A 15,497-nucleotide genomic window follows, 5' to 3' on the forward strand; every position below is an offset into this window, starting at 1 on the left:
ATAGAAGATGTCAGAACCGCCCTTGCGTCGACATCTATAGGGATGCCTGAGTCCGAACGAGCAGCGCGCCGTCGGAAAACGACGATGTCAGGAACGGCTTCTATACCGACGCCGGATAATTATCCGCCCACGGATAATTAGGTATAAGAACGGACGGGCTCAGCCCTCGTTGCGCCAGGTGAGCCATCTCGCCCCAAACGCGCGGATCCGCCGGCTCGCCACGCGCAGTAGCACTGAGAGCGGCGCGAACTCCGTTAAGAGCGCTGGGCCATGCACTTCCCAGCGCGGCGCCAGCGAACGTCCTGCAGTTCAACTACGCCGAGCTGCCGTCGCACATCATTGCGCCGCCGACTACCCCCGTCTGGCCGGCGGGCGACCCGTGCGCGCCTTCTGCGCGCGGTCGCGGCCACGATGCTTGGCCGCCTCATCCTCTGCCTGGCGTAAAACGTCCGACGCGCGGACGCCCAAGGCGTCGCACAGGTCAAAGAAGGACGCGATCCGCAGGCCCTTGCGGTGGGTCTCGACGTTGCTGATCGAGGTGCTGGACATGGAGGCGAGATCGGCGACAACGAGTTGCGTAAGCCCCTTGTCTTCTCTGATTCGTCTCAGCACGCGGCTGAGGGCCTCGGTCCGGTCCATGCGTTCGCTCAAGTGATCTAGAGCGAATTTTCACGCGGCGGTTGCACTGAAACTCCAACTAAAGTTAGAGTTTGCTAACTTTATTTTGAGGTCTGAGGCGGCGTGCTTTGTGCTTTGCCGGCCATAAATCGTGCCCGACGGTTTCCCGGTGTCGATTTCCCAAATCTGGCAATGCTTCAGTTTCTACCGCAGTCAACGATGAGCGCATTCAACTGGCCAGTTTCTAATACCCGCAGTTTGCAACCTAGCAAGTATCTGCCGCCCGACCTGCGCAAGCTGATCCTTGCCCTGGGCGGGGAAATACGCGTGGCGTTCGCGGGCGCTACGTACTTAATAACGCCGGCGCCGCTGGAAGGCGAAACGGGGTTACGCGCGGACTACCTGCACTATCACCTCGATCGCCTGGTCGCGCTGCTGCGGACGCTGCCCAGTGGCGAGCGTCCGGCGGTGCTGGCTGACCAGTGCCGCCTCTTAGGTGAGACGGATCTGAACCACGACGAGGTCGGCCTGATCTGCCATCTGGTCGAGGCATATCTCCCGCGTCTCGAACCGGCTCCGATGGACGATGGAGAGGGCCACGTGGTCGCCGACCTCCTGGAAGTGCGTGGTGCGGTCCTGCGCGGACGTGTGCGCGATTTCTTTCGTAGCGCCATCACGGCTGGGGCACTTCAGCCCTGGCGCGTACCGCAGTAGATGGCCGCCCTCCTCAGTTTTCTTCTTAACACCTAGCCATCGACGCACATCCCCATGTTTCTCAGTAACTGCGCTGTCCAACCGGATGCTTGGTGCGCAATATCGCCCTCACCTCCTCTTTTGCACGGCACTGGTATGGCCTACTGGATCGACTTGGACGAGCAAGCATTGCGCCAGTACCTTGATGCCAAGGCCGTATTCGAAGCCTGCGAGGCGGCTCGCTCTCGCGTCGATGCATTCAGTGGCGGCATGCTGTGGCGGACCAGCAAGGGTCATGAGTATCTGATCCAGACCAGCAGTGATAATCGCCAGCGCTCCCTTGGTCGTCGGTCGGCCGCAACCGAATCCACGTATGAGCAGTTTGTGACCCGAAAACGTGCGGCGCAAGACCGCCTGCGGGCGCTACGCCAACAGATGGCGACGCAGTACAGCATGAACCGAGCCCTGCGTGTCGGCAATGTGCCGGCGCTACTGGAGCGGATCCTCTCGGCGATAGATCGACTCCGCCTGCACGACGATGTGCTGGTTGCCGGCGACTGTGCACTGTTTGCCTACGCGGCTCAAGCGGGCGTGCGCATGTGTGCCCCGCCAGATGCCGGTGATTTACCGGTGCCACTGAGTCTCCATCTCTGGGCCGCAAGCGACTCAGCAAAGGTTCTGGCATTCAACGCGCTACGCGCGGCTGACAAGTCGTTCATCGCGCGTGAGGTCACGGCGGATCGCCTGCAGGCCACGAATGCGCAGGGCGTGACCGTGTGCATTCGTCACGACAAGCTGGTCGCCGCATTGGTGGCGGCACCTGGTCCACTGATCTTGCGGAAGTTCTCCGCCGCAGTGGTGACAGCAGCCGGCCGTATGGCACGCATGACGACGATTCCGCCGAAGCAATACATCTTGGATGTTTTTGATCAGGCCGCCCGTGTGGACTTGACGCCGGTGCAATCTGCTTTATACACATGGCGCGCGCACGCGGCGCAACAACTGGTGGAATACCGCTTGCCCAACTGGGACGAGGCGTTGGGAACCCGCCCAAGGCGCGCTTAATTCACTGCAATTCGAGAAAGCGACTATGACAGACGATCGCCCTTCCCTAAACGAAAAAGAGGTATGGCTTCACGTGGCCGCGCCTTCATTGAAGTCCTTTGAATCCAATGAGTCCACCGGGAAATGGTGCATATTCCGTTCCGAGCACGAGATTGACCAGTCATGGGCAACCGTCAAAGACCTTGCCGCTGCAGAGAAGATCCTCCTTGCAAAGGTCTCGACCGCGATCGGCCGCCGATACCACGACGGTCATGTTATCTGCATCTACACGTTGGACTGGAATAATCATGCGGACCTCATGACTGTACGTGAAGTACTGCGTGCGGCTGGTTTTACGGAGGAAATGGGCTACAAGCGCGATGTCGACACCACCAGACGCATCTATGGGTCGAACGAGTGGTATGCGAGGGCTTGAAAGGAGGTCTGTACGAGTCATCCCAGCCTCCCTGCTATGCCTGCAAACGCGGGCTGTATCGACGTTTCTTGCATACTATGCCTGCTATTCGAAGCGCATTGACAGGCGACGAGATCGCCCAAGAGATTGGCATGCGGCTGCGCTGCCGGCGCTTGGAGCGCAATATCACCATCGAGGCCCTCGCAAAACGATCGGGAGTCGGTCGGTCAGCGGTTGGTGACATCGAAGCCGGTCGCGATGTCCGTTTATCGACCCTCATCAAGGTAATGCGCGGGCTGGGCGTGCTCAGCAATCTCGATGCCGCGTTCCCAGATACCTTGCCGACGTCGCTAGCGTTGACGAAGCGACGGCAACTACGAATGCGCGCGTACGTGAAAAAGACGCTTAATGGCTGACATGCGCATGCCGTTTGCGCAGATGCCATCGTTGCCCACTTCAGGGGCCGGCCGCTCAACTGCGCGATTGTCGAATCATTGCGACGTTCAAGTGGTGGTTCATCGGAGCAGTTTGAACCCCACTGCACCGCGCACATTCTTGTGGTAAACGCGCGACGACCTGAAAAATTCTCTCTCCATTCTGCTTTCAATAGTAGGCGTTATCGACAGAATCTGTTCGATGTGCCTGCTATTGGAATCATATTGATTAGCCGCGTCGCCGTGAGTGGTGTGTGCGGTCTTTCAAGCCGCATCGCTCTTCCTTAATAATGCTGTCAGACCTGCTGCGTCGAGCTGAAGGATTGCAGAGCACTCAAAAATAAGAGGGCCGAGCCATATTGTGGGGCGGCGGACGTAAATTGCACAGTATTCGCGGACGAAATTTTCACACTCGGGCAACGTGGCGATTCTGCAAGAATCCGTGCAGCCGCCCATGTATGGGAGGGAACTGCCGGCTTGGCGACACCTATCCGGTGGCTACACAATTCGTCGCCGGTCATTTGTGGCAAGGTGGGGGTATGGAATAGGCATGTCGATGGACCAATGACTCCCAGCGCACGACTGAGGAACTGCGGCCGCCCAACTCCGTAGAAGCCTACCTAAGTCAGGCCAGCTTAACCGCCCAACGGAAAGCCCGGAGACAGGCATCAAGGAAGAAGGGCGCCACGCTGCCCTGACCGGAAGAAAGATCTGACCATCGATATCTGAGACATCAGTACGCCTCAAGGAAGCGTGCGGGTCGTTGTCCGCCCTAACATTTTTGGGCGATTTCGCCCGACATCACAGAGCCAACGTGGCATATAGAGGATGAGGATGGCGGCCGTGTTGCCCCGTCTTAACCAAGTGCTGCGGCGAAGACTGCTCCTGACGCGAAACACCGACATGAAAGCTAGCTCACCGACCAATTGTGGATAACTTTGTGGATTGGCTGTGGATTAATGTGGATAACTTGATGTAGTCGTTGACCAGTCCATTTGTTGCAATCACGAGATGGACACCCACCTCGTTCATAAGCCCTTGTTTTTAAAGGAGTCGTAGATGTCCATTTTTGAAAAACTTATTCGTGAACTCAGCTACAAGATCGAGCTGATCGAGCGCCATTCCACCCGCGACGCCAGCCGTCCCTGACGCACGCTCGCCGTGAGCACGCAAACCCTGACCCGGCAGCCGCTCGACGGCATTGCCGTGGGCCTGATGGTGGTGCTGTGCGCCGCCTGGGGGCTGCAGCAGGTGGTGATCAAGGTCACTGCGCCATTGATGGGCGCGGTGCTGCAGGCCGGCGTGCGCTCGGCAGTGGCAGCGCTGCTGGTATTCGGCTTTGCCGCATGGCGCGGCACGCCGCTGTGGCGGCGCGACGGCACGCTGAACGCCGGCTTGCTGGCCGGGCTGCTGTTCGGCGCGGAGTTCTTCTGCATTTTCGTCGGGCTGGGGCACACCACGGCCTCGCGCATGGTGGTATTCCTGTACACCGCACCGATCTTCACCGCGCTGGGACTGCATTTCGTGGTGCCGGGCGAGCGGCTGCACACCGGGCAATGGCTGGGCGTGGCGCTCGCGTTCGCGGGGATGGCGCTGGCCTTTGCCGATGGCATTGCTGCGCCGTCGGCGCAGGGCAGCACGCTGCCGGGCGATGCGCTCGGCATCCTCGCCGGCGCGCTGTGGGCCGCCACCACCGTGGTGGTGCGCGCCAGCCCGCTGGCCAGCGCCCCGGCCAGCAAGACGCTGCTCTATCAACTGGCGGTGTCCGCGGTGATGCTGCTGGCGCTGGCCAGCGCTGCCGGCCAGACCGTCACCGTGCAGATCGACGGGGTGGTGCTGGCAAGCCTGTTCTACCAGTCGGTGCTGATCGCGTTTGCCAGCTACCTGACCTGGTTCTGGCTGCTGCAGCGCTACCTGGCGTCGCGGCTGTCGGTGTTTTCCTTCCTGACGCCGCTGTTCGGGGTCGCCTTCGGCGTGGTGCTGATGCACGACGCGGTGGGCCCGCGCTTTGCCGTGGCGGCAGTGCTGGTGCTGGCGGGGATCGTGCTGGTCAATCGCCGCGCCTGAGTGGCGCGGCTAGCGCAATGCGGCGGCGGCCCGGAGCCGCCGCTTCCTGACGCTCAGCGGCGCGCCTCGAACGAGAACATGCCGAGCGCATCGCGCACTTCGTCCAGCGTCTGCTGGGTCAGCACGCGCGCCTTTTCGGTGCCCTGGCGCAGGATGTCGAACACATAGTCCGGATCCTTGGCCAGTTCTTCGCGGCGTGCGCGGATCGGGGCCAGCATGTCCTGCAGGACGCCCTCGATGCGGCGCTTGAGCACCATATCTCCCAGGCCGCCCTTCTGGTAGTGCTCCTTCAGCGCCTTGACTTCCTCGGTGTTGGGGTCGAACGCATCCAGGTAGGTGAACACCACGTTGCCCTCGACCTGACCCGGGTCCGACACGCGCAGGTGGTTGGGGTCGGTGTACATGCTGTGCACCGCGGCCTTGATCTGCTCGGGCGAGGCGCCCAGCGCGATCGCGTTGCCCATCGACTTGCTCATCTTGGCCTTGCCGTCCACGCCGGGCAGGCGGCCGAACTCGGGGATCAAGGCCTTGCATTCGGGCAGCAGTTCGCGGCCAACCTGGTGGTTGATGCGGCGCACGATCTCGTTGGTCTGCTCGATCAGCGGCGCCTGGTCCTCGCCCACCGGCACCACATGGGCCTTGAACGCGGTGATGTCCGCGGCCTGCGACGCCGGGTAGCACAGGAAGCCGGCCGGGATATCGCGGCCAAAGCCGCGGGCCTGGATCTCTTCCTTGATGGTCGGGTTGCGCTCGAGCCGCGCCACCGTGACGAAGTTCAGGTACATCAGCGTCAGTTCGGCCAGCGCGGGCAGGTGCGACTGCACGGTGATGGTGGTCTTGGCCGGGTCGATGCCGACGGCCAGGTAGTCCAGCGCCACCTCCAGCACATTGCGGCGCACCTTGTCGGGATCGTGCGCGTTGTCGGTCATGGCCTGGGTGTCGGCCAGCAGCAGGTATTGCTCGTGCGTATCCTGCAGCGCCACGCGGCTCTTCAGCGAGCCGACATAGTGGCCGAGGTGCAGCGGGCCGGTGGGACGGTCGCCGGTCAGGATCACGGGACGCCGGTTGGTTTGGGTCTGGGCTGTCATGGGGCGGTCTTGCACGGAAATAGTCGCGGGAGATTCAGGATTCGTCGGAATTCGGGGGGATCGGCCTCGGTCAGGCGGCCTGGCCGGACGCCTTGTCGCCCAGGCGCCGGGCCAGCTCGACATACTCGCCGACAGGCACTTCCTCGGCGCGGCGGCCAAGGTCGAAGCCCATCGCGTCGAAGTCGACCTGGTCGCGCAGGAACGACAGCGTGTTGCGCAGCACCTTGCGCCGCTGCGAGAACGCCGCGGTGACCACGTCGCCCAGCACGGTGATGTCACAATCGGCATGCGGCGAACGCAGCCGGCCGTCGCCGTGACGCGGCCACGGGATCATGCGGACCACGGCGGAATCGACCTTGGGCGGCGGGTTGAAGGCGCCCGGCGGCACATCCAGCACGTGTTCCATGTAATAACGCACCTGCAGCATGATCGACAACCGGCCGAAGGCCTTGCTGCCGGGCTCGGCCACCATGCGCTCGACCACCTCTTTCTGCAGCATGAAATGCTGGTCGCGCACGTGGTCGGCGAACTCCATCAGGTGGAACAGCAGCGGGCTGGAGATGTTGTACGGCAGGTTGCCGACGATGCGCAGCGGGCGCCCCGGCACGGCAAGCTTGTCGAAATCGAATGCCAGCGCATCGCCGGCGTGGACCTGCAGGCGCTCGCCGTAGCGGCGGCGCAGGCGCTCGACCAGGTCGCGGTCCAGCTCGACCACCTGCATCTGCGGGATCCGTTCGAGCAGCGGGTCGGTCAGCGCGCCCAGCCCGGGCCCGATCTCGACCAGCACGTCGTCGGCCTGCGGGCTGATGGCATTGACGATGCCGTGGATGATGGTGTCGTCGACCAGGAAGTTCTGCCCGAATCGTTTGCGGGCCACATGGCCCTGGTGCACGTTTGAACGCATGATTTATTCGTCCGGCTTCAGCTTGGCGGCTGCGTGCCGGAATGGGTGTGGCCGGAATGGCCTGTGGCGCCCTGGCTGCCAGAATGCCGGCCGTTGGCGTGGCCAGCCATGGTAACCGCACTGCGGATGGCCTCGATCATGCTGCCGTGCTCGGCCTGGCCGGTGCCGGCGAGGTCGAGCGCGGTGCCATGATCCACCGAGGTGCGGATGAAGGGCAGCCCCAGCGTGATGTTCACGCCATGGCCGAAGGTGCCGTATTTCAGCGGCGCCAGCCCCTGGTCATGGTACATCGCCAGCACGCAGTCGGCATCGCGCAGGTGGCGCGGCTGGAATAGCGTGTCGGCCGGAAAGGGCCCGCGCGCGTCGATGCCGGCATCTTTCGCCTGCGCCAGCGCGGGCGTGATGATATCGATCTCTTCGCGGCCCATATGGCCGCTTTCGCCGGCGTGCGGGTTCAGGCCCGTGACCAGAATGGTCGGCCGCGCGATGCCGAAGTAGCGCCGCAGGTCGGCATCGATGATCGTCAGCGTCTGCACCAGCAACGGCACCGACAGCGCATCGGGAACCGCCCGCAGCGGCAGGTGGGTGGTGGCCAGCGCCACGCGCAGCATGGCACCGTCGTGCGCCGGCTGCGGGCCGGCCAGCATCATCACCACGCGCGGCACGCGGGCGCGCTCGGCCAGGTATTCGGTATGGCCGGTGAAGGGCACGCCGGCGTCGTTGATGGTGCTCTTCTGCACCGGCGCCGTGACCATCGCTGCATACCGGGGCGCGGCCTTGCGCCGCCCCCGGCAGCCGTCGATGGCGGCGTCGAGCAGCTTCAGCACATAGGGGCCATTGCGCGCGTCGAGGCGCCCGGCCTCGCACGCCACCGCCAGCGGAATGTCCTCGACGACCACGTCGCCGTCGGCAATACGCCGCTCCCAGGCATGCGTAACGCCCAGCGCCGCGGCGCGGTCGGCCAGCAGGCGGGCATCGCCCAGCACATGGAAGCGGTATTGCCCGCCGCCGACGCCATTGTTGGCGCCCGCCAGTTGCAGCAACGCCCCGATGGTGATATCGGGACCGATGCCGGCGGGTTCTCCGGTCGAAATGGCAAGGGCAAGAGGATCGGGCATGTCAGGTCAGCGGATCGGGGGGGCCGGCGCTTCAGCGCTGCCGGTTGACCCGATACTCCACGTACGCCTGCGAACGCAGCTGGCGCACCCAGTCATCATAGGCGGCGCGCAGCTTCTGTTCGCGGACTTCGGCACGGGCAAAGTCGCGCTGCTTCTCGGGGGACAGCTCGGTCTCGCGGCGGTTCAGCACCTGGATCAGGTGCACGCCAAACTGCGTGACCACCGGTTCGGAGATCTCGTTCGGGCGCAGCCGGCTCATGGCCTGCTCGAACTCGGGCACCAGCTCGCCCGGCGAGACCCAGCCGAGATCGCCGCCGTTCTGCGCCGAGCCGTCCTGCGAGAAGCGCTTGGCCGCGTCGGCAAAGTCGCCGCCGTGGGTAATGCGGTCGCGCAGCGTGTTGAGCTGGCGGCGTGCCTCGGCCTCCGGCATGTTGGGGCCGGTGCGGATCAGGATGTGGCGCACCTGGGTCTGGGTGATCTTCGAGGCCGCGGCCGGGCCGGATGCCGGTGCCGCGCGCTTGGCCAGCAGCTTGACCACATGGAAGCCGGCGGCACTCTCCACCACCTGCGGCGCTACCCCACCGGTCTGCAGGTCGACCACGGCGTTGGCGAACAGCGCCGGCAGGCGGCCAATCTCGCGGAAGCCCATCGCGCCGCCCTGGGCCGCTTCGGGAGCCTCGGAATTGGCCTGGGCCAGCTGCGCGAAGTCGGCGCCGCCCTGGGCCTGCTTGAGCAGCCCCTCTGCCTTGGCGCGCAGCGCCTGCTTCTGCGCGTCCGAGGCATCATCGGGCACGCGCACGAGGATCTGCGCCACGTTGTATTCGGTCGGGCCGCTGGCAGCGCCCTGGCCACCGCGGGCCGCCAGGTAATTGTCGATTTCGCCGTCGTAGACCTGCACCTTGGAATCAACCTCGCGCTCGCGCAGGCGGATCACCTGCACCTGCTTGCGCAGCTCGTCCCGGTACTTGGTCCAGGTCATCCCGCTGGCCTCCACGCGGCGGCGCAGGTCGGTCGCATTCATCTGGTTCTGCTGCGCCACCGATTCGATGGCGCGGTCGACTTCCTGGTCGGTCACGCGGATGCCGGCATCCTGCGCGGCCTGGGTCTGCACGCGCTCCATCACCAGCCGCTCGAGCACCTCTCCCAGCAGGTCGGCACGCGCGGGCACCGGACGGCCGGCGGCACGCAACTGGCCTTCGATCTCGTCGGACCGGTCGAGCAGTTCGCGCCGCGTGATCACACTGTTGTTCACCACCGCCACCACCTCATCGACCAGCTGCGAACGCCTCTGGCCATCGGCCGGCGGCACGCCCAGCTTGGGCTGGCTTGACGGCGCCGTGACGTCAGACGCCTGTGGCACGAAGATGCCGCTGGTGCGCGGCCCCCCGGGCGCCTTGAGTTGCGCGGCGGCAGGCACCGTCATCGCGGCCAGCACGGCCGGCAGCAGCAGGCGCTGCCAGGACGTCAGCAAAAAGGAAAGCACGGCGAATTCTTGACGTTTCATCGTAATCCGTCATTCATAGTGATCGAACTGGGTGGTCGGCACCGGCTTGGCGGACACGGGCTCGTAGCCCGGCACGTTCAGCCGGAGGATATCCAGCGGGTTGGAACCGATCTTGGAAAGGCCACGGAACTCCACCTGCAGGAAGATCCGCCCGGTGTAGCCCTGCGTGGTGTTGCGGTAGCGCTGGTAGACCACGCGGCCGACCCAGCAGTCCGCGGCGTATTCGACGCCGGCCAGCGCATCGACCATCTGGTTGGCGTTCAGGTCAAAGGCGAAGCGCGCGAGGCCATAGGCACGGCGCGTGATCGGCCATTGGCCCGACAGTTCGAACTGGTCAATCGCGGTGTTGTCGGTCACCGAGGTCGCGCGCCGGTAGCGGTAGCCCGCATTGAACACCTTGCGCGACTCGGGGCGGTATGAAAATGCCACGTTGCCGTAGTTGACCCGGTCCGAGTCCGGGTTGTACTGCACGCCGGCATCCAGATAGTAGCCCCGGAACATCTGGATGGTGGTGGCAGCCAGCAGGTCCGAGGAACCTGCCATGGGGTCCGTCAGCGTGCCGTTGATCTGCACGCGCTGGCCGGTGAAGTCGTAGCGCTGCGCGAGGGTGCCGCGGAAGCGCTCAATGCCGGTATCGGCCTCGATCAGGCGGGTGGTCACGCCAGCGGTCAGCTTGTTGTTGTCGGCGATGCGGTCATAGCCGGAGAACGGATTCTCGGTAAATATCGTTCCATAGCCAAAATCCGCCTGCACCGTATCGAACAGCGGAAACTGGCTCTGATCCCTGAATGGCGTATACACGTAGAACAGGCGCGGCTCCAGCGTCTGCACGTAGTTCACCCCGAACAGGCGGCTGACGGTCGGCGCTTCGCGCTCGAAGGTCATGCCCGAATCCAGGCTGATGGTCGGGATCGCACGCGAAAAATTGTTCTGCGCCGTGGGCGTGTTGGAGGCCGACTCCATCTGGTACTGCGCCGCGTTGAAGATGACCTTCGGCGTCACGTACCAGCCTGCCCGCACGATCGGGTAGCTGATGCTCGGCTGGAAATACATGCGCTCGCCCTGCGGCTGCTGGAAGCCGGTGGACGTCAGCGGAATGCGGAAACGCGTGTAGTCCGCTTCCACCTGCACATCGAAGCCGCCCAGGTCATAGCGGATGTACTTGCCGTTGAGCTGCGGCACACGCTCGTAGGACGGTTCGCTGGGGCGCAGCGTCTGGAATTTCTGCACCCGCGCCAGCAGCGAGAAATCCTGCCAGTTATAGGTGACGCCGCCTTCTTGAATGTACTGGCGCAGCGTGGATTGCGACACGCTGCGGGTGAAGTCGTCCGGGTACTGGTCGTCCGACACCCGGTTCAGGTTCAGGTAGGCATTGAGGCCCTTGGCCAGGACCTGGTTGTGCTGGATCGAGTAGGCCCAACGGTTCGAGTTGGTCTTCTTGTCGTCGGGCAGGAACTCGGCGCGCAGCCGCCCGGAGTAGCCCTGCCCCAGGTAGCGGTACTCGCCGCCGAGCTGCACGCCGCGCTCGGTCATCACGCGCGGATAAAGGGTCAGGTCGCGGTTCGGCGCAATATTGACGTAGTACGGCGTGGTCAGGTCGAAGCCCGAACGCGAGCCGTAGCCCATCAGCGGCGAAAGGAAACCGCTGCGGCGTTCAGCGTTCAGCGGAAAGCTGAAGGCCGGCGCTGCCGCAATCGGCACGCCGAAGAAATTGAGCACGCCGCCGTAGGCCACGCCCACCTGGCGGTCGCTGTCCAGCTCGATCCGGTTCGCGCTGAAGTACCAGTCGGCGTTGTCCGGCGAGCACGTGGTGTACGACGCGTGCTTGATGCTGCTGCGATCCTTGTCCAGGAAGTCGATGCGCTCGGCCTTGCCGGTGCCACCGGTCTGCTGGAAGTAATAGTCCGGCGACAGCATGTAGCCTTCATTGGCCTCGACCTTGAGCCGCGCCTCGGGGCCGACCGCCAGCGTGCCGCTACGCAACAAGCGCACGTTGCCCTGCGCAAAGGCCTCGTCGGTGTCCTGGTCATAGGTCAGCTTGTCGCCCTTGACCACGCCGCCGTCGCGGCGCAGTTCGGCATGGCCCTCCAGTTCGACGCCGCGCTCGTTGTAGCCGGTCATGCGGTCGCCCTCAATAAAGGTGGGGGCGTCGGGATTGGAATCGCCCTTCTTGGCGGGCTCGGCCAGGCGCGGCACCAGTTCGCCGGATTCCACCGGCAGTGGCGGCGCTTTCGGTGCGGCCTCGAACACCGGCTCGACCTGGTCGAGGTCGGGGATCGCCGAGCCGGACATCTGTGCATGGGCGCCCGCCGACAGGCCGGCCATGGCCAGCACCAGCGGCCGCAGCGCGCCCGCGTGCAGGCCGCCGGCGCGCCTGGCTCTGGCAGGAACGCTGGTGGGGGCAGGCGAAGGCAAGGCCCTGTTGTTCGGTGATCGTCGTTGTTCGGTCATTCGCACGGGTTGTCAGTCTCGGCGTCGGCTGCGGCTCGCCTGCAAGCCGCCAGCCCCCGCCGGGGCAGGCTGCGGGGCAACGAGGGCCCCTCCCGGAGGCCGCCCGGCGCCCGGGTCTGGTCGGGTATTATACGGGGCAACCCGGGGTGCTCTTCCCGCTTACTTGCGGTTTCATTTACGGGTTTCACTTTCGTTCCACTCCGCGCCCCTTCCCCACACGTATCTGTATGGCAGCTCTCCCCCACGACCCGCGCCTTGACCAGCTCAAGGCCTGGGTGTCCGGACTCGGACCGGCATGGTCCGCCGATCCCGATTCCTGCGCCCCGGCCTCGGCCGATGCCAGCTTCCGGCGCTATTTCCGCGTCCGCACCGGCCACCCGGCGCACCCCACCGCCATCGTGATGGACGCCCCGCCCACGCACGAGGACTGCCGCCCCTTCATCCATGTGTGCGGGCTGTTCGGCGCCGCCGGCGTGACCGTGCCGACGGTGCTGGCGCAAGACCAGGACCAGGGCTTCCTGCTGCTGGCCGACCTTGGCAACCAGACCTACCTGTCGCGGCTGGATGATTCCACCGCCCACGGCATGTATGCCGACGCGGCCGCCGCGCTGGTGCGCATCCAGGCCGCCACGCGCCCCGGCGAACTGCCCGCCTACGACCGCGCGCTGCTGCAGCGCGAGCTCGACCTGTTCCCGCAGTGGTACGTGGCCAGACACCTGGGCGCCACCCTGACCGACGCCCAGCAGGCCGACCTGCGGGAAGTGACGGAAACGCTGCTCACCAACAACCTGGCGCAGCCCCAGGTCTATGTGCACCGCGACTTCCACTCGCGCAACCTGATGGTGCTCGACGGCACCGCCAATCCGGGCGTGCTGGACTTCCAGGATGCGGTGATCGGCCCGATCACCTATGACGCGGTCTCGCTGTGGCGCGATGCCTATATCGAATGGGAGGAAGAGCAACAGCTGGACTGGCTGATCCGCTACTGGGAGCGCGCGCGCAAGGCCGGGCTGCCGGTCAGCGCCGACTTCGGCGAGTTCTACCGCGACTTCGAGTGGATGGGACTGCAGCGCCACCTCAAGGTGCTGGGAATCTTTGCCCGCCTGTACCACCGCGACGGCAAGGACGGCTACCTGGCCAACCTGCCGCTGGTCATGAAATACACCCGCCAGGTGGCCGGCCGCTATACCGAACTGCGCAAGCTGATCCGGCTGCTAGACGCGCTCGAAGGCGTGGCCAGCCCGGCCGGCTATACCTTCTGACCGTTCTGACGCCATGGTCGACAAAGCCCCCACTCCGCACGACAACGATGCGCCCGCCATCACCGCCGCCGGCGAATGGCTGGCCGGCGCGCGCGCGCTCGCGCCGATGCTGCTGGGCGTGGTGCCATTCGGGCTGATCTACGGCGTGCTGGCGGTCGGCGCAGGCATGCCCGCGTGGCTGGCCTGCGCGATGAGCGCGATCGTGTTCGGCGGCGCCTCGCAGATGATCCTGACCCAGCTGTGGACCGCCGGCACCCCGGCGGTCGTGATCACGCTGACAGTGGCCATGGTCAATCTACGCCACGCGCTGTATTCCGCCACCATCGCCCCCACGCTGGCGCACCTGCCGCGGCGCTGGAAAGCGCTGATCGCCTACCTGCTGACCGACGAGGCCTTTGCCGCGATGACGCACCGGCTGGGCGATACCGGCCCGCGCGCCCGCTACCGCCACTGGTATTACTTCGGCGGCGGTTTCGCGCTGTGGGCCAGCTGGCAGCTGTCGACACTGGCCGGCGTGCTGGTCGGCGCCCAGGTGCCGCGCGACTGGCCGCTGGACTTCTTCCTGCCGCTGACCTTCATCGGCATCATCGTGCCTGGCCTCAAGCACCGCTCACACGTCGCTGCGGCGCTGGCTGCCAGCGTGCTGGCGGTGGCCTGCTACAGCCTGCCGCACAAGCTCGGCCTGATGGTGGCGGCGCTGGGCGGCATTGCCGTGGGCATGCTGGTGCTGGGGCGCGGCAACCGGCCCGGACCACGCGCGGCCAGCCATGCCGGCAAGCCGGGTGCGGCCGGCAAGGAGGCCACATGAATTCCATGACCTTGCTCTGGGTATTCCTGGCTGCGGGCCTGGCGACCTTCCTGATCCGGCTGTCGTTCATCGCCGTCGAAGGCCGCGTGCACCTGCCGCCCTGGTTCCGCACCGCGCTGCAGTTCGTGCCGGCAGCGATGCTGTCGGCGCTGATCGCCCCTGACCTGCTGATGCAGCATGGCGAACTCGCCCTGACCCCAACCAACGCAAGGCTGGTGGCCGGCGTGGTCGCCATCCTGATCGCCGCACGAACCCGCAGCGTGAGCTGGACCATTGCCGGCGGCATGGCCACGCTGCTTGCCCTGGAGGCTCTCTTCTGATGAAGGCCATGATCTTCGCCGCCGGCCGCGGCGACCGCATGCGTCCGTTGACCGATACCTGTCCCAAGCCGCTGCTGGCGGTGGGCGGCAAGCCGCTGATCGTCTGGAAGATCGAGGCGCTGGCGCGCGCCGGCCTGCGTGACATCGTCATCAACCACGCCTGGCTGGGCGGACAGATTGAAGCGGCGCTGGGCGACGGCAGCCGCTTCGGCGTGCGCATTGCGTATTCGGCTGAAGGCGAAGCGCTGGAAACGGCAGGCGGCATCGCCAAAGCCCTGCCCTTGCTGTCACACGAACCAGCGCGCGGAGAAATCTTCCTGGCCGTGTCCGGCGATATCTTCTGCGACTACGACTTCCGCGCGCTGTTGCCGCGTGCGCAGGCACTGGCGGGCGCGGCCGAGCCGCGCATGCATCTGGTGATGGTGCCGAACCCGCCGTTCCATCCGCGTGGGGATTTCGCGCTCGATGCGCAAGGCCGGTTGTCGATGGATGAGCATCCCTTGCAGGGCGAACGTCTCACCTTCGGCAATATCGGGCTGTATGACACGCGGCTGTTCACCGGCATCGCCCCGGGCACCCGGGTGGCGATGACGCCGGTCTACCACGCTGCCATCGCGGCGGGCACTGCAAGCGGTGAGCGCTTTGACGGGCGTTGGGAGAATGTGGGGACGCCGGCGCAGCTGGATGAGTTGAATGCTTTGGTGAATGCGGATCTGGGGGTGGCGCCTGCGGCGGCTCATGGGGGGTGATTGGGTTGGGCGGGTTGGGTTG

Annotated in this window: 15 protein-coding genes; 9 read left to right on the top strand and 6 right to left on the bottom strand. The window is 65.2% G+C overall.

The features are described from left to right. Nucleotides 1-351 precede the first annotated feature (351 nt). Nucleotides 352-639, bottom strand: coding sequence for a helix-turn-helix domain-containing protein (locus DN412_RS03700; RefSeq protein WP_115013290.1), 288 nt, complete (start codon nt 637-639; stop codon nt 352-354). Between the two features lie 198 nt (nt 640-837). Between DN412_RS03700 and DN412_RS03705 the strand changes: the two genes are divergently transcribed. The 5 genes from DN412_RS03705 (at nt 838) to DN412_RS03725 (ending at nt 5,271) form a co-directional block, all read left to right on the top strand. Next, nucleotides 838-1,332: a hypothetical protein gene (locus DN412_RS03705; RefSeq protein ID WP_133303026.1), complete on the top strand. Its 495-nt coding sequence runs from the start codon at nt 838-840 to the stop codon at nt 1,330-1,332. Nucleotides 1,333-1,467: 135 nt separating this feature from the next. Next, nucleotides 1,468-2,376, top strand: a complete 909-nt coding sequence (locus tag DN412_RS03710) for a nucleotidyltransferase family protein (RefSeq protein ID WP_115013292.1) — start codon at nt 1,468-1,470, stop codon at nt 2,374-2,376. 25 nt (nt 2,377-2,401) lie between these two features. Next, nucleotides 2,402-2,791 (top strand): putative phosphothreonine lyase domain-containing protein, encoded by a 390-nt coding sequence (locus DN412_RS03715; RefSeq protein WP_115013293.1) that lies wholly within the window; start codon nt 2,402-2,404, stop codon nt 2,789-2,791. A gap of 98 nt (nt 2,792-2,889) precedes the next feature. Next, nucleotides 2,890-3,186 (top strand): helix-turn-helix domain-containing protein, encoded by a 297-nt coding sequence (locus tag DN412_RS03720; RefSeq protein ID WP_244222555.1) that lies wholly within the window; start codon nt 2,890-2,892, stop codon nt 3,184-3,186. A gap of 1,233 nt (nt 3,187-4,419) precedes the next feature. Further along, nucleotides 4,420-5,271 (top strand): DMT family transporter, encoded by an 852-nt coding sequence (locus tag DN412_RS03725; RefSeq protein WP_425267396.1) that lies wholly within the window; start codon nt 4,420-4,422, stop codon nt 5,269-5,271. 53 nt (nt 5,272-5,324) lie between these two features. Here the strand turns inward: DN412_RS03725 and trpS are convergent, their stop codons facing one another. From trpS to DN412_RS03750, 5 genes are all read right to left on the bottom strand, one after another. Next, a complete protein-coding gene (trpS, locus tag DN412_RS03730) occupies nt 5,325-6,359 on the bottom strand; it encodes a tryptophan--tRNA ligase (protein WP_115013296.1) in 1,035 nt (344 codons plus the stop codon). A gap of 70 nt (nt 6,360-6,429) precedes the next feature. Next, nucleotides 6,430-7,263 carry a 16S rRNA (adenine(1518)-N(6)/adenine(1519)-N(6))-dimethyltransferase RsmA gene (gene rsmA / locus DN412_RS03735; RefSeq protein ID WP_078195315.1) on the bottom strand — a complete coding sequence of 278 codons (834 nt, stop codon included), beginning with the start codon at nt 7,261-7,263 and terminating at the stop codon, nt 6,430-6,432. Between the two features lie 17 nt (nt 7,264-7,280). Continuing rightward, nucleotides 7,281-8,381 carry a 4-hydroxythreonine-4-phosphate dehydrogenase PdxA gene (gene pdxA, locus DN412_RS03740; RefSeq protein WP_115013297.1) on the bottom strand — a complete coding sequence of 367 codons (1,101 nt, stop codon included), beginning with the start codon at nt 8,379-8,381 and terminating at the stop codon, nt 7,281-7,283. Between the two features lie 31 nt (nt 8,382-8,412). Then, nucleotides 8,413-9,885, bottom strand: a complete 1,473-nt coding sequence (locus tag DN412_RS03745) for a peptidylprolyl isomerase (RefSeq protein ID WP_115013298.1) — start codon at nt 9,883-9,885, stop codon at nt 8,413-8,415. Nucleotides 9,886-9,894: 9 nt separating this feature from the next. Then, complete coding sequence (locus DN412_RS03750) at nt 9,895-12,336, bottom strand: LPS-assembly protein LptD (protein WP_115013299.1); 2,442 nt, start codon at nt 12,334-12,336, stop codon at nt 9,895-9,897. Nucleotides 12,337-12,563: 227 nt separating this feature from the next. Here DN412_RS03750 and DN412_RS03755 point away from each other — a divergent pair, with 227 nt between their 5' ends. The 4 genes from DN412_RS03755 to murU are packed head-to-tail and all read left to right on the top strand — an operon-like array spanning nt 12,564 to nt 15,475. Then, nucleotides 12,564-13,598, top strand: coding sequence for an aminoglycoside phosphotransferase family protein (locus DN412_RS03755; protein ID WP_115013300.1), 1,035 nt, complete (start codon nt 12,564-12,566; stop codon nt 13,596-13,598). A 13-nt stretch (nt 13,599-13,611) separates the two neighbouring features. Next, nucleotides 13,612-14,406, top strand: a complete 795-nt coding sequence (locus DN412_RS03760) for an AzlC family ABC transporter permease (protein ID WP_115013301.1) — start codon at nt 13,612-13,614, stop codon at nt 14,404-14,406. Further along, nucleotides 14,403-14,726, top strand: coding sequence for an AzlD domain-containing protein (locus DN412_RS03765; RefSeq protein ID WP_115013302.1), 324 nt, complete (start codon nt 14,403-14,405; stop codon nt 14,724-14,726). The genes DN412_RS03760 and DN412_RS03765 overlap by 4 nt, the downstream gene beginning before the upstream one ends. Beyond that, nucleotides 14,726-15,475 (top strand): N-acetylmuramate alpha-1-phosphate uridylyltransferase MurU, encoded by a 750-nt coding sequence (murU, locus tag DN412_RS03770; RefSeq protein WP_115013303.1) that lies wholly within the window; start codon nt 14,726-14,728, stop codon nt 15,473-15,475. The genes DN412_RS03765 and murU overlap by 1 nt, the downstream gene beginning before the upstream one ends. The last annotated feature ends 22 nt before the right edge of the window (nt 15,476-15,497 follow it).

This window comes from Cupriavidus lacunae (assembly GCF_003353055.1).
GTDB classification, from domain to species: Bacteria; Pseudomonadota; Gammaproteobacteria; order Burkholderiales; family Burkholderiaceae; genus Cupriavidus; species Cupriavidus lacunae.

Bases quoted from the DNA above. Each gene is read 5' to 3' on its own strand.
- murU (WP_115013303.1), top strand. From the start codon at position 14,726: ATGAAGGCCATGATCTTCGCCGCCGGCCGCGGCGACCGCATGCGTCCG.
- DN412_RS03710 (WP_115013292.1), top strand. From the start codon at position 1,468: ATGGCCTACTGGATCGACTTGGACGAGCAAGCATTGCGCCAGTACCTT.
- DN412_RS03750 (WP_115013299.1), bottom strand. From the start codon at position 12,336: ATGACCGAACAACGACGATCACCGAACAACAGGGCCTTGCCTTCGCCT.
- trpS (WP_115013296.1), bottom strand. From the start codon at position 6,359: ATGACAGCCCAGACCCAAACCAACCGGCGTCCCGTGATCCTGACCGGC.
- DN412_RS03715 (WP_115013293.1), top strand. From the start codon at position 2,402: ATGACAGACGATCGCCCTTCCCTAAACGAAAAAGAGGTATGGCTTCAC.
- DN412_RS03760 (WP_115013301.1), top strand. From the start codon at position 13,612: ATGGTCGACAAAGCCCCCACTCCGCACGACAACGATGCGCCCGCCATC.
- DN412_RS03725 (WP_425267396.1), top strand. From the start codon at position 4,420: ATGGTGGTGCTGTGCGCCGCCTGGGGGCTGCAGCAGGTGGTGATCAAG.
- DN412_RS03705 (WP_133303026.1), top strand. From the start codon at position 838: ATGAGCGCATTCAACTGGCCAGTTTCTAATACCCGCAGTTTGCAACCT.
- DN412_RS03745 (WP_115013298.1), bottom strand. From the start codon at position 9,885: ATGAAACGTCAAGAATTCGCCGTGCTTTCCTTTTTGCTGACGTCCTGG.
- DN412_RS03765 (WP_115013302.1), top strand. From the start codon at position 14,403: ATGAATTCCATGACCTTGCTCTGGGTATTCCTGGCTGCGGGCCTGGCG.
- DN412_RS03700 (WP_115013290.1), bottom strand. From the start codon at position 639: ATGGACCGGACCGAGGCCCTCAGCCGCGTGCTGAGACGAATCAGAGAA.
- pdxA (WP_115013297.1), bottom strand. From the start codon at position 8,381: ATGCCCGATCCTCTTGCCCTTGCCATTTCGACCGGAGAACCCGCCGGC.
- DN412_RS03755 (WP_115013300.1), top strand. From the start codon at position 12,564: ATGGCAGCTCTCCCCCACGACCCGCGCCTTGACCAGCTCAAGGCCTGG.
- rsmA (WP_078195315.1), bottom strand. From the start codon at position 7,263: ATGCGTTCAAACGTGCACCAGGGCCATGTGGCCCGCAAACGATTCGGG.